13 protein-coding genes and 1 pseudogene are annotated in these 14,239 nt (G+C 71.8%); 3 read left to right on the forward strand and 11 right to left on the reverse strand.

The genetic code is table 11. The annotated features are described in order from the left end of the window. Positions 1–41 precede the first annotated feature (41 nt). Positions 42–1,505, forward strand: coding sequence for an MFS transporter (locus ACIBLC_RS08230; protein ID WP_399209944.1), 1,464 nt, complete (start codon positions 42–44; stop codon positions 1,503–1,505). 76 nt (positions 1,506–1,581) lie between these two features. On the opposite strand, the gene ACIBLC_RS08235 is transcribed toward ACIBLC_RS08230, so the two are convergent. From ACIBLC_RS08235 to ACIBLC_RS08245, 3 genes are read right to left on the reverse strand one after another with little or no spacing between them, the layout of a single operon-like run. Continuing rightward, a complete protein-coding gene (locus ACIBLC_RS08235) occupies positions 1,582–2,823 on the reverse strand; it encodes an RNA polymerase sigma factor (RefSeq protein WP_399209945.1) in 1,242 nt (413 codons plus the stop codon). Positions 2,824–2,840: 17 nt separating this feature from the next. Then, complete coding sequence (locus tag ACIBLC_RS08240) at positions 2,841–3,182, reverse strand: YciI family protein (protein WP_399209946.1); 342 nt, start codon at positions 3,180–3,182, stop codon at positions 2,841–2,843. Further along, the gene (locus ACIBLC_RS08245; RefSeq protein ID WP_399209947.1) at positions 3,179–3,916 is read right to left on the reverse strand and encodes a nuclear transport factor 2 family protein; all 738 of its coding nucleotides are present in this window, start codon (positions 3,914–3,916) and stop codon (positions 3,179–3,181) included. The genes ACIBLC_RS08240 and ACIBLC_RS08245 overlap by 4 nt, the downstream gene beginning before the upstream one ends. A gap of 402 nt (positions 3,917–4,318) precedes the next feature. Here ACIBLC_RS08245 and rho point away from each other — a divergent pair, with 402 nt between their 5' ends. Both rho and ACIBLC_RS08255 read left to right on the forward strand, forming a co-directional pair. Next, on the forward strand, positions 4,319–5,461 hold the full coding sequence (gene rho / locus ACIBLC_RS08250) for a transcription termination factor Rho (protein WP_399209948.1): 1,143 nt from the start codon (positions 4,319–4,321) through the stop codon (positions 5,459–5,461). Positions 5,462–5,550: 89 nt separating this feature from the next. Further along, positions 5,551–6,429: pseudogene (locus ACIBLC_RS08255) on the forward strand (D-alanyl-D-alanine carboxypeptidase family protein); the annotation flags it as partial. Between the two features lie 11 nt (positions 6,430–6,440). Here ACIBLC_RS08255 and ACIBLC_RS08260 read toward each other — a convergent pair. The 8 genes from ACIBLC_RS08260 to crcB (ACIBLC_RS08295) form a co-directional block, all read right to left on the reverse strand. Further along, on the reverse strand, positions 6,441–7,862 hold the full coding sequence (locus ACIBLC_RS08260; RefSeq protein ID WP_399209949.1) for a glycosyltransferase 87 family protein: 1,422 nt from the start codon (positions 7,860–7,862) through the stop codon (positions 6,441–6,443). Further along, a complete protein-coding gene (gene mptB, locus ACIBLC_RS08265) occupies positions 7,859–9,256 on the reverse strand; it encodes a polyprenol phosphomannose-dependent alpha 1,6 mannosyltransferase MptB (RefSeq protein ID WP_399209950.1) in 1,398 nt (465 codons plus the stop codon). Before mptB ends, ACIBLC_RS08260 begins: the two co-directional genes overlap by 4 nt. 136 nt (positions 9,257–9,392) lie before the next feature. Next, positions 9,393–10,325 (reverse strand): glutaminase, encoded by a 933-nt coding sequence (locus ACIBLC_RS08270; RefSeq protein WP_399210429.1) that lies wholly within the window; start codon positions 10,323–10,325, stop codon positions 9,393–9,395. A 166-nt stretch (positions 10,326–10,491) separates the two neighbouring features. After that, entirely contained in the window at positions 10,492–11,523 is a 1,032-nt protein-coding gene (locus ACIBLC_RS08275) for an asparaginase (RefSeq protein WP_399209951.1), read from the reverse strand. A 109-nt stretch (positions 11,524–11,632) separates the two neighbouring features. Further along, complete coding sequence (locus ACIBLC_RS08280; RefSeq protein WP_399210430.1) at positions 11,633–12,310, reverse strand: FadR/GntR family transcriptional regulator; 678 nt, start codon at positions 12,308–12,310, stop codon at positions 11,633–11,635. A gap of 118 nt (positions 12,311–12,428) precedes the next feature. Then, positions 12,429–13,262: an undecaprenyl-diphosphate phosphatase gene (locus ACIBLC_RS08285; RefSeq protein WP_399209952.1), complete on the reverse strand. Its 834-nt coding sequence runs from the start codon at positions 13,260–13,262 to the stop codon at positions 12,429–12,431. Between the two features lie 67 nt (positions 13,263–13,329). Further along, entirely contained in the window at positions 13,330–13,704 is a 375-nt protein-coding gene (gene crcB / locus ACIBLC_RS08290; RefSeq protein ID WP_399209953.1) for a fluoride efflux transporter CrcB, read from the reverse strand. Beyond that, complete coding sequence (crcB, locus tag ACIBLC_RS08295; protein WP_399209954.1) at positions 13,701–14,237, reverse strand: fluoride efflux transporter CrcB; 537 nt, start codon at positions 14,235–14,237, stop codon at positions 13,701–13,703. The genes crcB (ACIBLC_RS08290) and crcB (ACIBLC_RS08295) overlap by 4 nt, the downstream gene beginning before the upstream one ends. Positions 14,238–14,239 lie beyond the last annotated feature (2 nt).

Below are 14,239 nucleotides of genomic sequence, written 5' to 3' on the forward strand. Positions count from 1 at the left end.
TGCAAGCAGCCGTGGCCCGGAAGACCAAGAGGAGTAACCCCGTGGACAGTCCCAAGCCCGCAGCCCGCTCCGGCGGTGTTGTCGGCATCCTCGCCTTCGCGGGCATCGTGGCGGCGCTCACGCAGACCCTGGTGGTCCCGCTCATCGGGGAACTGCCGACGATGTTCGACACCAGCGCGTCGAACGCCTCCTGGGTGATCACCGCCACCCTGCTGGCGGCCGCGGTGGCGACGCCCGTCGCCGGGCGTCTCGGAGACATGTACGGCAAGCGCCGCATGCTGCTCGTCTCGCTGGTCCCGCTGGTCCTGGGCTCGGTGGTCTGCGCCCTGTCCTCCTCGGTGGTCCCGATGATCGCCGGACGCGGTCTCCAGGGCCTGGGCATGGGTGTGGTGCCCCTGGGCATCAGCCTCCTGCGCGATGTGGTGCCGGCGGAGAAGCTGGGCTCGTCCATCGCGATCATGAGCGCGTCCATGGGTGTGGGCGGCGCGCTCGGCCTGCCGTTCTCCGCGGCGATCGCCGAGAACGCCAGCTGGCGGGTGCTGTTCTGGGTCGTCGCCGCCCTGGCTCTCGCGGTCGGCACGGTGATCTGGTTCTTCGTCCCCGCGGGCCGCGAGAACTCCGCCTCGGGCGGCTTCGACGTACTCGGCGCGATCGGTCTCGGGGCCGCGCTGATCTGTCTGCTCCTCGGCGTCTCCAAGGGCGCCGACTGGGGCTGGGGCAGCGCCACCACCCTCGGGCTGCTGGCCGCGGCGGTCGTCCTGCTGCTGGCCTGGGGCCGGTGGGAGCTGCGCAACGACGAGCCGCTCGTCGACCTGCGCGTGACCGCCCGCCCGCAGGTCCTGATGACCAACGCGGCCTCGGTCCTGGTCGGTTTCGCGATGTACGCACAGTCGCTGGTCGTCCCCCAGCTGCTGCAGATCCCCAGGGCCACCGGCTACGGCCTCGGCCAGTCGATGCTGGCCATGGGCCTGTGGATGGCCCCGGCGGGCCTCATGATGATGGTGATGTCCCCCATCGGCGCCAAGCTCTCCGCCGCCAAGGGCCCCAAGATCACCCTGTCCGTCGGAAGCCTCGTCATCGCCGTCGGCTACGGCATCTCGCTGCCGCTCATGAGCACCGGGTCCACCTGGGGCCTGCTCGTGGTGACCATCGTCTGCAACACAGGTGTCGGATTCGCCTACGGAGCCATGCCGGCCCTCATCATGGGCGCGGTCCCCCAGTCGGAGACCGCCTCGGCCAACAGCTTCAACACGCTGATGCGCTCGATCGGCAGCTCGGTCTCGGCCGCCGTCATCGGCGTGGTCCTGGCGCAGATGACCACGGACTTCGGCGGTTTCGCGCTGCCATCCGAGAACGGTTTCCGCGTCGCCATGCTGATCGGCTGCTGTGTGGGCCTCGGAGCGTCGATCCTCGCCTTCTTCATCCCCGTCCGGGGCGCCCTCGCACAGCCGGAGCCCGCCGACGCTCCGGACCCCACTCCCGAGGTGTCCCAGGCCAAGGTCTGACCTGCCTCTCTCCGCCATTCGGCCGCCTTCGCCCCACAGGACGGAGGCGGCCCGTCGTTTCCCCGCTCACCGGCTCCTACGCAGAACGGCACTCCTCCAGCCGCCTCTCCAGGAACCGCCTCTCCGCGCCGTTCTCCACCAGCTCCAGCGCCCGGCCGTACGCGCGCGCCGCCTCCGCCGTACGTCCCAGACGGCGCAGCAGGTCCGCGCGGGTGGCCGGCAGCAGGTGGTAGCCGTCAAGCTCGCCCTCGCTCTCCAGTTCCGCCACCAGCGCCAGGCCTATTTCCGGACTTTCGGCCATGCCCACGGCCACCGCGCGGTTCAGCCGCACCACGGCGGAGGGCACGAAGCGGGCCAGTTCTCCGTACAGCGCGGCGATGTCGGCCCAGTCCGTGTCCCCCGCCTCGGCGGCCGTGGTGTGACAGGCCGCGATGGCCGCCTGGATCTGGTACGGGCCGGGACGCCCGCGGCGCAGGGCCCTCTCCAGCAGGTCGGTGCCCTCACCGACCGCGTCCTTGTCCCAGGCCGTACGGTCCTGGTCCTCCAGCGTCACCAGCTCGCCCGCCGCGTCGACCCGGGTGCCGCGCCGGGCGTCGTGCAGCAGCAACAGCGCGAGCAGACCGAGGACTTCGGGCTCGTCGGGCATCAGGCGGGCCAGCACACGGGCGAGCCTGACCGCCTCCGCGCACAGGTTCGTGCGCAGCAGATCGGCTCCCGCCGAGGCGGCGTACCCCTCGTTGAAGAGCAGGTAGACCACCCCGAGGACGCCCGTCGTGCGTTCGGGCAGGAGATGCGCCGGTGGTACCCGGTAGGGAATGCCCGCGTTGCGGATCTTCCGCTTGGCGCGGACCAGGCGCTGCGCCATCGTCGCCTCGGGGACGAGGAAGGCGCGGGCGATCTCGGGTGTGGTCAGCCCCGCGAGGGTGCGCAGCGTCAGCGCCACCCGGGCCTCGATGGCCAGGGCGGGGTGGCAGCAGGTGAAGATCAGCCGTAGCCGGTCGTCCTCCACTCCGCTCTCGTCCCACGGGTCGTCCGGCTCCGTGGCCCGTGCTGGCACAGCCGCCTCCCGCAGCTTCGCCGCGCCCGTCGCGTGCCTGCGCAGCACGTCCGTCGCGCGGTTGCGCGCGGTGGTGGTCAGCCAGGCGCCGGGGCGGCGCGGCACGCCGTCGCGCCGCCACCGGTCCAGGGCCTGCGCGAAGGCGTCCTGCGCGCACTCCTCGGCGAGGTCCCAGTCGCCGGTCACCCGGATCAGGGTGGCGACGACCTGGCCCCATTCCTCGCGGAAGGCGGTGGCGACCGCTTCCTCGACGTCACTCACTCCGGCTCACTCCCGGTTCACTCCCAGACCGGCCGTACCTCGACCGAGCCGCCGCCGAGCGCGGCGGGGTGCCGCGAGGCGAGCGAGACGGCCTCGTCGAGGTCGGCGACCTCGATGATGTCGATGCCCGCGACGTACTCCTTGGACTCCACGAACGGGCCGTCGCTGAGCAGGACTTCGTCACCCTTCACACGGACGGTGGTGGCGTCGGAGGACGGCCGCAGCCGCGCGCCGCCCTTCACCACGTCGCGGCCGCGCACCTCGTCGATGTACGAGGCGAAGGAGGGGTGGGCGGCGATCTCCTCGGGGCTGAGCTCGGGGCCGCCGACGGGTGTGCAGATGAACAGGACGTACCTCATGACCGGCCCTCCGTGATTCCGGCGTCGAACGGCACGGACGTGTGCTGGTGGACGATCTGCCACCGGTCTCCGGCGGCCCGGTAACCAGTGGTCACCCGCGCCGTGGTGTCCAGGGGCTCGCCGGTGACGAGCGTGGCCCGCATCCGCACGAGCGCGTGACTGAACGCGACGCTCTCGTCGACCCGGACACGGAAGTCGAGCACCTCGCGCTCCACCGGCCCGCTCAGGGTCGAGAACCACAGCTCCTCGGCCTTGCGCAGGGCGTCGACTCCGCTCTGCTCCAGACCGCTCACCGGATGGAACACCTCGACGTCGGGCGCGTAGCAGGCCATCGCACGGTCGAAGTCCCGCTCCCGGCCGGCCGCAGTGAGCTCCGCGTCGAGCCGGCGGATCTCGGTCTCGGCGTCCTCGTCGTCCCAGAACGCGCGTACTTCCATGGCGCCGACGGTGGCCACCGGATGCCTGGCGGCCGCCTGGACGGCCTCCTCCAGGCTGTCGCACTCGAGGATGTCGTACCCGGCGATGTACTCCTTCGTCTCGGCGAACGGCCCGTCGGTGCGCAGCACTTCACCGCCGCGCACCCGTACGGTGACCGCGTCGGCGGGGAGCCGCAACCGGTGCCCGTGCAGCCGGACACCGCGCTCGACGCCCAGTTCCTCGACCCACGGTTCGACGGGCGCCATTCCCGAGGCGTCGACGGTGTCGTCCCCGCACACCAGCAGCATGTACTTCATGGTTCCTCCAGACCAGGTCCTCATGACCTTCGTACACCCCACCGACGAACGGGGCCGCACGGAATCGACACACCCGGTCTCCATCTTTTTGCGGGCCTGAGCTGAGACGCACATCACAGCGAGGGACGGCGATCCAGTGCTACATTGCGGTCAGCACTTGTGTACGCCCCGTCTCGGGCGCCGGTGTTTGTTCCACTTCTTCTCGCTGACCCGTCCGTCGCTCCGCGACCGGCGCCAGCTTCTCAGCACCACCTCTTGAGCACGGCCACGGGCAGTTCCCGCCGTCCGCCGTACGCGAGGTGATGCCTCCCCGCCGCACGGAGGCGTGAGCACGCCGCCTCCCCGGCATACCCCTCCCTTCCTCATGACCTCATGAACCCGTCCTCGAAAGGACCTCCCATCATGACCACCACACTCGAACACCCTCCAGTACGACAGCAGCAGCCCCCGACACGGGTGGGCGGTGTCCTCGACATCGCCCACAACGGGCAGGGGTACCTGCGCTCCGCCGCGAGCTGCCTGCCCACGCCGGCCGACACCCAGGTGTCCGCGGCGCTGATCCGCCGGCACGGCCTGCGCGAGGGCGACACCGTCGAAGGCGTACGCGGCGGACCCCGCGCCCTCGCCGAGGTGGAGCGGATCAACGGGCGTACGCCCGAAGAGCTGCGCCGCCGCCCGCACTTCCGTGACCTCACCCCCCTGCACCCGCGTGACCGGCTCCGGCTGGAACACCCGGCGAGCGGAGTGGCCGGTCGCCTCATGGACCTGCTCGCACCGGTCGGCAAGGGCCAGCGCGGACTGCTGGTCGCGCCGCCCAAGACCGGCAAGACGGTGCTGCTCCAGCAGATCGCCGCGGCCGTCGCGGGCAACCATCCCGAATGCCACCTGATGGTGCTGCTGCTCGACGAGCGGCCGGAGGAAGTGACCGACATGCGGCGCTCCGTCCGGGGCGAGGTCTTCGCCTCGACCTTCGACCAGGCGCCCAAGCAGCACATCGCCCTCGCCGAACTCGTCATCGAACGCGCCAAGCGGCTCGTCGAGATGGGCCAGGACGTCGTCATCCTCCTGGACTCCCTCACCCGGCTGTGCCGGGCGCACAACAACGTGGCCTCCTCCGGCGGCCGCACCCTCAGCGGCGGCGTCGACTCCGCCGCGCTCCAGGGCCCGAAGCGGTTCTTCGGCGCCGCACGCCTCGCCGAGGAGGGCGGCTCGCTGACCATCCTCGCCACCGCCCTGGTGGAGACCGGCTCCCGTGCCGACGACTACTTCTTCGAGGAGCTCAAGAGCACCGGCAACATGGAGCTCCGCCTCGACCGCACCCTGGCCTCCAGGCGGGTGTTCCCGGCCGTGGACATCACCGGATCCGGTACCCGGCGCGAGGAACTCCTCCAGCCCGCCGCCGAGTTGACCACCGTACGAGGACTGCGCCGGGCCCTGCAGACTCGCGACGGCCAGGGCAACCTGGAGACGCTCCTGGAGCGGATGCGCGCCACCCCGGACAACGCGGCCTTCCTCCGCCAGGTCCACCCGACGCTGCCCTCCTGACTCCTCGCGCATGTGGCATCCGGGTGCTCGATCCCGCTGTTCGGGCCCGGCAGCCTGGCGCAGGGCGTCTCCGTTCCTACTTTTGCGAAATGACCATCGGATTCTCTTCCCGCGCCGCCGTCCGCTGTTCCGCCGTCTGTGCGGCCGGGGCCCTGGCCTTCGGGCCGAGCGCGGCCGCCGCCCGAACCGGCACGGACCCGGGAACGCCGAAAGCCTCGGCCTCGCAGCCGCCGCCGCTGTACCGGACCGGCACGCAGGTACGGCCGCGACCGGGAGCACCCGAGGTCCCCGGCGACGTTTCCGCGCTGTCGTGGCTGGTGGCCGACGCCGGCACCGGGAAGGTGCTCGCCGCGCACGACGCGCACCGCAAGCTGCCGCCCGCCAGCACCCTGAAGACACTCTTCGCCCTCACGCTGATTCCGGTGCTGCCCGGCCGCATCGGACACACCGTCACCGAGAAGGAGCTGCGGGGCATCGGCGAGGGCAGCAGCCTGGTGGGCGTCGCCGAGGGGCACAGCTACCGGGTGGCCGACCTGTGGCGCGGTGTCTTCCTGAACTCCGGCAACGACGCGGTCCACGTGCTGGCCGCGATGAACGGCGGCTGGCGCACCACGGCCACACAGATGCAGGCCAAGGCCCGGGCCCTGGGCGCCCTCGACACGCATGTCCTCTCGCCCGACGGATACGACACTCCTGGCCAGGTCTCCTCCGCGTACGACCTGGCGGTGTTCGGGCGGGCCGGGCTGCGCAACGCCGACTTCGCGCGGTACTGCGCCACCGTCGAGGCCAAGTTCCCCGGCGGGGGCGGCTGGTCGTTCGAGATCGAGAACACCAACCGGCTGCTGACCGGCGCCGACGGGGTGGAGCCGTACCAGGGCCTGATCGGCGTCAAGAACGGCTCCACCAGCAACGCGGGCAGCACCTTGGTGGCCGCCGCGCGCCGGGGCGGGCGCACCCTGGTCGTCACGGTGATGAACCCTCAGGCGGGCGGGCGTTTCGCGGTGTACGAGGAGGCGCGCTCGCTGCTCGACTGGGGGTTCAAGGCCTCCGGGCGGGTCGAGCCCGTCGGCTCGCTCCTCGACACGCGTCCCGTGCCGGCCGCGGGACCCAGCGCCCTGCCGGCCGCGCTGCCCGCGACGGGTGGACCCGGCTGGGTCGCGGCCGCCGCGATCGCCGGAGCGGCCTGTCTGGGCGCGGGAGGTGTGGCCCTGGCCCTGCGGATCAGGAGCGGCCGGCCGACTCCCGGCTGACCGACCGGCAGCCACAGGAGCAGCCCCAGCGTGATCCACGTGTACGCGTTGCTGCCGATGAATCCGTCGAGGCCGGACGCGTCGTGGAACCACAGCCACACCACACTGCTGCACAGGATCGCGTACAGAACGGCCGCGACCCGCAGATGGCGCCGGCGCAGCAGTACGGCGAAGGACGGCAGCAGCCAGACGAGATGGTGGACCCAGGTGATCGGGCTGACGAGGCAGGCGGTGAGGCCGGTGAGGGCGAATGCGGCCGTCCAGTCCGCGTCCGCCGCGGCGCGCGAGGTCCGCCGGGCCCAGACGCACAGCACCACCAGGGCGGCCGCCGCCCAGAGGGCCTTGCTCGGTTCGTCCGGTGCCACGAACCGGGCCAGGACACCCTGCAGGGACTGGTTGGAGACATAGCCGAGCCGACCGATGCGGTCCGTGTCCCACAGGGCGTCGGTCCAGTAGAAGCGCGAGGCGTCCGGCGCCACCCAGGCCGCCAGCGCGGTGGCCGCGGCGGCGACGGCGGTCGCGACCCCGGCGGCTCGCCAGCGGCGGGCCAGCAGCAGCATGCCGATGAAGATCGCCGGGGTGAGTTTGACGGCGGCGGCGAGGCCGATGCCGATGCCCGCCCGGCGGCCCCGGCCGGTGGCCAGCAGCCACGCGTCGCTCAGGACGAGGGCCAGGAGCAGCAGGTTCACCTGGCCGAAGCTGAAGGTGTCGCGGACCGGTTCGAAAAGGGCCAGCAGGCAGGCGGCCAGGGCGAAGCCGAACCAGCCGTACCGGCGCAGCGCGGGGCCGACCAGGATCCACACCACGGCGGCGAGCGCGGCGCAGTTGAGCAGCAGCCCGATGGCGATCGCCGTGTGCAGTCCGACCAGTGACATGGGCAGCATGCTGAGGGCCGCGAACGGCGGATAGGTGAAGCCGTAGGTCGTCCCGGGCACGAGGTAGTCGTAGATCCGGCCGTCGTGATGGGTCCAGGCGTCGATCGTCCCGTAGTAGACGCGCAGGTCGAACCAGTCGCGCAGGAGCGGCACGGTGGCGGTGAACACGGTTACGGCGGCGGCGAGTCCCAGCACCAGGAACAGGCGTCCGCGGTCGGTGCGGGGAAGTCCGGCCGAGATGTCGGGAAGTGCGGGAAACGTGCGAGGGCGTCTCATGCGGTGCGCTCCAGTACCGGCGCCTGCGCCGCTTGATGTGCCTGCCAGAGAACGACGAGGGCGAGCACTCCGCCGGAGACCGCCAGGACCACCTGTTCGGCGTCCGGCGCGTACCCGCTCGGCAGTACGGCGAGGGCGAGCACTCCGCTCACGGCGGCGACCCGGTGACGCACCGAACCGCTGGGGGCCGCGGCGGCGATGAGGAACAGTCCCCACAGCGCGTACCAGGGCCTGATCGCCGGGCCGAACACCGCCACGGTGGCGAGGCTCAGACCCAGTGCGTAGATGGGTCCCGGCCGCAGGCGCAGCCATATGAACAGGACGATGAGCACGGTCAGCACGAGTCCTGCCGTGTGCCAGGCGGGCAGCGCCAGAGGTGCGAGGCCGCTGTCGAGTTTTTCGAGCACGGTGCCGGTGGCACGGCCGAGGAGGCTGGTGAGCGACCAGTTGTGCGGGGAGACCGGGGTCTTCAGGGCCGCGATCCAGCCGTAGCCGGTCCCCGTGACGGCGGTCACCGCGGCCGTGGTGCCGAGAGCGGCGACCGTGGTGGTCAGAGCGGACCGCACCAGCCCCCGCTGTCCGCGCAGCGCGATCACCGCCAGCAGGCCGAGCGCGGCGGGTGCCTTGACCAGCGCCGCGAGCGTGATGAGGACGACGCCGACGACGGGCCACCGGCCGCGCGCGGCCACCAGGCCGACGCCGAGCAGTCCGAGCATGATGGCGTCGTTGTGCGCACCGGCCACCAGGTGCAGCAGGACAAGGGGGTTGAGGGCGCCCAGCCACAGCGCGGCGGCCGGGTCGGCGCCGCTGTGCCGGGCCAGGCGGGGCAGCGCCGCCGCCATCAGAGCGACGCCGAGCAGGGCGACCAGACGCATGCCGATCAGTCCGGCCGGGATCTCCCCGCGGGTGAGTCCGGACAGCGCGGAGGCGACGGCGAGGAAGACCGGACCGTACGGAGTCGCGGTCTGCTGCCACACCGGCGCCACCTCGTCGGCGAGCGGACCGCCGAGCTGGGCGGGCCCGTACGCGTACACGTCGATGTGCGCGTCCACCATCGCGCCCTGCGCGAGATAGCTGTACACGTCGCGGCTGAAGAGGGGCGGCGCGAGCAGCAGCGGCGCCGCCCAGACCACCAGAACCAGCAGCAGGGACCGCGGAGTCGGCGGTTCGGGGCCACGCACGACGGTGCCGAGCAGCGCCCACGCCGCTATCAGCAGGACGACGCCGAAGTACACGCCGACCAGGCCGAGTACGGCCTGGGCGGACTCGGGGGCCAGGAACTCCCGCGCGGGCAGGGCTCCGGCCGTCTCACCGCCCAGCGCGAGAAAGGCGGAGCCGGCCAGACCGAGAACCTGACAGCGGCGGAGATCGACGGGAAAAGCCGTGGCCAACACTCGGAAAGCGTGTCAACGCCGGGTGGCCGTAAAGCGACGTACTTCCCTCCGTACGGCGGCTTGCGCGTGACCTCCGTGTGAGATGCCCGCGTCGGGGCCCGCTCGCGGGCACGGAGGCCCCCGTCCAGGTGACGGTTCAGAAAACGGAGACCCCCGTGAGCGTCGTGAAGCGGTCGAGGGCCGCGACGCCCGCGACCGAGTTGCCTTGCCGGTCGAGGCCCGGGCTCCACACGCACAGCGTGCAGCGGCCCGGCACGACCGCGATGATCCCGCCGCCGACACCGCTCTTGCCAGGCAGCCCCACGCGGTACGCGAACTCGCCGGCCGCGTCGTAGGTACCGCAGGTGAGCATTACCGCGTTGACCTGTTTGGCCTGGCTCTGGGAAAGCAGCCGGGAGCCGTCGGCGCGGATGCCGTGCCTGGCGAGAAACCCGGTGGCCAGCGCCAGGTCGGCGCAGGACGCCTCGATCGAGCACTGCCGGAAGTACTGATCGAGGAGCACCGGCACGGGGTTGTCGATGTTGCCGTACGACGCCATGAAGTGGCCGAGAGCCGCGTTGCGGTCGCCGTTCATGGCCTCGGAGGCGGCGACGTCCTTGTCGAAGGTGAGGTCCTGGTTGCCGCTCTCCGCGCGCAGGAAGGCGAGCAGGGCCCCGGCCGCGTCCTGGGTCTGCGTCTGGAGCCGGTCGGTGACGACGAGGGCGCCCGCGTTGATGAACGGGTTGCGCGGGATGCCCTGTTCGTACTCCAGCTGCACCAGGGAGTTGAAGGGGTTGCCGGAGGGCTCGCGGCCGACGTGCTCCCACAACTCGTCGCCTTCGCGGGCCAGATCGAGGGCGAGGGTGAAGACCTTGGTGATGGACTGGGTGGAGAACGGCAGGCGCCAGTCCCCCACGCCGTACACGGTGCCGTCGAGCTCCGCGACGGCCATGCCGAAGCGGCGTGGGTCGCAGGCGGCGAGCGCCGGGATGTAGTCGGCGGGCCGCCCGCGTCCGGGGGTCTGCGCGATCTCGGTGGCGATACGTTCCAGGACCGGCTGGAAGGTCAGCGACGGGGACATGATCACCATCATGCCGCCCTGCCGGTTCTCCTGCTCTTCGGTCCGGATCGCCTCGGCTGCCCCGGTCCGCCCCGGCGGGGACGTCACGGGCTCCGAGCAGGACGTGTTCGCCGCGGCGGTCGTACCGCCGCGGACCAACTCCCGGCCGGGGCCGGGTGATTCGCGCGTACGTCCGTCAGGCGCCGGCCCGGGGCGTGAGCGGGTCGAGCGCCCGGGCCGGCCGGACGCTTCCGACCACGGCGCCGCCCCCGAGGAGCGGCAGGCCGGCGAACTCGGTGAGCGCGGCCGGGTCGACTCCGCAGCGTGCGAGGGCGGCGGCGGTCACCGGGATCCGCGCCCGGTCCGCTCCGTCGGAGATCTTCACGGCGACGGCCCTGCCGTCCGGCAGCGCCGCGAACTGCACGCCTTCGAAGCCGTCCTTGCTGAGCAGTCCCGGCACGGCACGCATCAGCGCGGCGACGTCGCGCCCCGAGCCGGACGCCATCTCGGCGTGGTCCCGCATCGCGTCGGCCACCTGTGCCTCCGGGGTACCCGGGGCGGCGGTGGTGATCCTGGCAGCGGCACGCGCGAGCCCGTGCAGCGAGACGGAGAACAGGGGCGCGCCGCAGCCGTCGACGGTCACCCGTGCGATCGCCTGCCCGGTGAGGTCCTCGACGATCTCCGCGATGGCCTGCTGGAGCGGGTGCGCCGGGTCGAGGTAGTCGTCGAGCGACCAGCCGTTGAGCTTGGCCGTGTAGAGCATGGCGGCGTGCTTGCCCGAACAGTTCTGCGCGAGCCGTGAGGGCAGCCGCCCCTCGCGCACCCAGGCCTCGCGTACGACGGGGTCGAACGGCAGGTCCGGGACGTTGCGCAGCTGCTCTTCCCGGACGCCGGCCAGGTCCAGGATCCGCCGGGTGCCGGCCAGGTGCCGTTCCTCGCCGGAGTGGCTGGCCGCGGCCAGCGAGAGCAGCTCGCCGTCGAGCGGCAGCCCGGCCCGCAGCATCGCCGCGGCCTGGAGGGGTTTGACCGCCGAGCGCGGATAGAAGGCGGCCTCGATGTCGCCGATCTGGAGTTCCACCGTGCCGTCGGGGGCGAGTACGGCCACCGAGCCGTAGTGGATGCCCTCGATGACACCGCCGCGTACGAGATGGGCGACGGGTGCGTGCAGCGGCTCGCGGATCACCGGAGCCGCGGCGAGCGAACTGCCGTACGTACTGGTCCGGTTCACGCGTCCACTCCGTCACATATGCAGGCGGCCCGGCCGCGCGATCGGGTGTGGGGGCCGGTGTCGACACTGCCGGTCCTCGACCGCGTCTCCTGTCCCGGTGGCTGCTCGCTCACGCCTCGGGTCCGCCTTTCGTGGGGGTGTCCGTGCGCTCGGGGTGCACGATGGAGGTGAGGGTGGTCTCGACGCGGTCGAGGTGGTGGGACATGGCCCGCACCGCGTCGTGTTCGCTGCCGTCGATCAGCGCCTCGACGATCTCGCGGTGTTCGCGGTTGGACTGCTCACGACGGCCGCCGAGTTCGTTCAGGAAGGCCGACTGGCGGGCCAGGGCGTCCCGGATCTCCTCGATGACCTTGCGGAAGACCGGGTTCTGGGAGGCCTCGGCGACGGTGATGTGGAAGACCGTGTCCATCGCCACCCACGCGGTGGTGTCGGTCTCCCTGTCCATCCGCTCCAGGAGATGGGCGAGGTGGTCGAGGTTCTCCGGGGTGCGGCGCACCGCCGCGTACCCGGCGACAGGGATCTCGACGTGTCGGCGCACCTCGAGCAGGTCGCCGGCCGCGTAGTCGCCGAAGGTGGGGTCATCGACGGCGTTGGCGAGGACGAAGGTGCCCTTGCCGGTACGGGACACGGTCAGGCCCATGACCTGGAGGGCCCGCAGCGCCTCGCGGAGCACGGGGCGGCTGACCTCCAGACGGCGGCACAGCTCGGCCTCCGAGGGCAGCTTGTCGCCGATGGCGTGGTCGCCGCGCTCGATGGCGCCGCGGAGGTGGTTGAGCACCGCTTCCATGGCGCTGACGCGCCGCGGCACCGAGCCACCTGTCTGGCTGTCTGACAGGTTCACAGGGGTGATCCTGCGGGGAGCGGGAGGCGACTGTCAAACGTCGGAAGGGTCGCCCGGGGCGGACTCAGCCGAGAACACCCGCCCCGAGCAGCCCGAACAGCGCCGCACCGATCACGAGGCGGTAGATCACGAAGGCGTTGAAGGAGTGCTTGGCGACGAACCTCAGCAGCCAGGCGATGGAGCCGTACGCGACTACGAACGAGACGAGCGTGCCGACGGCGAGCGGAGCGGCGCCGACACCCGTACCCAGGGCGTCCTTCAGCTCGTACAGCCCGGCGCCGGTCAGCGCGGGGATGCCGAGGAAGAAGGAGAGGCGGGTGGCGGCGACGCGGTCGAGGTCGAGGATGAGCGCCGTGGACATGGTGGCGCCGGAGCGCGAGAAGCCCGGGAAGAGCAGGGCGAGGATCTGGGAGCCGCCGACCAGCATCGCGTCCTTGAACGAGGTGTCGTCCTCACCGCGTTTGTGCCTGCCCATCCGGTCCGCCGCCCACATCACGGCGCTGCCGACGATCAGCGAGGCCGCGACGACCCACAGCGAGGCGAGCGGCCCCTCGATGAGCGGCTTCGCCGCCAGACCCACGATCACGATCGGGACGGTGGCGTAGATGACCCACCAGGCGAACTTGTAGTCGTGGTGGTAGCGCTCCTCGCGGTCACGCAGGCCACGGCCCCAGGCGGAGAGGATCCGCACGATGTCCTCGGAGAAGTACACGAGCACGGCGGCGATCGCGCCGACCTGGACGACCGCGGAGAAACCGACCACGGCGTTGTCGTCGACGGGGATGCCCATCAGCCCCTCGGTGATCTTGAGGTGGCCGGTGGACGACACGGGGAGGAACTCGGTCAGTCCCTCGACGGCTCCGAGGACGGCGGCCTGACCGACGTTGATGACGCTCATGGGATCCAGTTCCGCGGGACGACAGTGCTGGAGCCAGTCCTACTACGTGCGGGAAAGAGCCCGACGCCTACGACCACACGGTCTGCGCCAGGGACACCCCGCCGAACGCCGCGCCCAGGCCCACGGTGACGCTCGCGATCACGTACGCGGCGGCGTGGAACCCGGCACCGGTCTCGGCCATCCGCAGCGTCTCGTAGGAGAACGTCGAGTACGTGGTCAGCGCCCCGCACAGGCCCGTGCCGATCAGCAGTTGCAGGTGGGAGGAGGCATGGCCCGCCCCGGCCGCGCCGGTCAGGAGACCCAGGACGAGACAGCCCGTGACGTTGACGGCGAAGGTGCCCCAGGGGAAGACCGAGTCGTGCCTGAACCGAACCAGGCGGTCGGTCAGATAGCGCAGCGGTGCGCCGACCGCGGCGCCGATGACCACCAGCAGCCAGTTCACGACTCCTTCTTACCTTCCTCGTCCGTTTCGCCCGGTTCCGGCCGCCGCCCGGCGTGCTCGCCGCCCTCGCGGACACCGAGGTGTGCCAGGGCGCGCCGTGCCGCCGTCGCCGCGAGCCACACCGCGGCGAGCGCCGCGAACAGGGTCGCGGCGAGGTAGGCGAACCCGGTCCCGGGGCGGCCCTCGTCGACCAGTTTCCGAATGTCCACGGCGTACGTCGAGAACGTGGTGAACCCGCCGAGGACCCCGGTGCCGAAGAACGGCCGGACCAGCCGGCGGGCCGCCCACACCTCGGTGCTGACCACCATGAACACGCCGATCACCGCGCAGCCGACGACGTTGACCCAGAACGTGGTCCAGGGGAATCCGCCCGTCGGGGCGGGCCACAGGAGCGAGGCCCCGTAGCGGGCCGTGGCACCGATCGCGCCGCCCAACGCGACGACAGCGACGACCGGTCCCTGGCCCTGCCACGGGGACTCCGGCCGCACGGGGAATCCGGCCCGGTCGGCTCGCTCCGGTCGCGGGACTGTCATGT

Source organism: Streptomyces sp. NPDC050535 (assembly GCF_044457665.1).
Lineage (GTDB): Bacteria > Actinomycetota > Actinomycetes > Streptomycetales > Streptomycetaceae > Streptomyces.

Excerpts from the sequence above, each read along its gene's own strand:
- ACIBLC_RS08240 (WP_399209946.1), bottom strand. The coding sequence starts at position 3,182 with ATGAGGTACGTCCTGTTCATCTGCACACCCGTCGGCGGCCCCGAGCTC.
- ACIBLC_RS08245 (WP_399209947.1), bottom strand. The coding sequence starts at position 3,916 with ATGAAGTACATGCTGCTGGTGTGCGGGGACGACACCGTCGACGCCTCG.
- rho (WP_399209948.1), top strand. The coding sequence starts at position 4,319 with ATGACCACCACACTCGAACACCCTCCAGTACGACAGCAGCAGCCCCCG.
- ACIBLC_RS08260 (WP_399209949.1), bottom strand. The coding sequence starts at position 7,862 with ATGAGACGCCCTCGCACGTTTCCCGCACTTCCCGACATCTCGGCCGGA.
- ACIBLC_RS08270 (WP_399210429.1), bottom strand. The coding sequence starts at position 10,325 with ATGGTGATCATGTCCCCGTCGCTGACCTTCCAGCCGGTCCTGGAACGT.
- ACIBLC_RS08280 (WP_399210430.1), bottom strand. The coding sequence starts at position 12,310 with ATGGAAGCGGTGCTCAACCACCTCCGCGGCGCCATCGAGCGCGGCGAC.
- ACIBLC_RS08285 (WP_399209952.1), bottom strand. The coding sequence starts at position 13,262 with ATGAGCGTCATCAACGTCGGTCAGGCCGCCGTCCTCGGAGCCGTCGAG.
- crcB (WP_399209954.1), bottom strand. The coding sequence starts at position 14,237 with ATGACAGTCCCGCGACCGGAGCGAGCCGACCGGGCCGGATTCCCCGTG.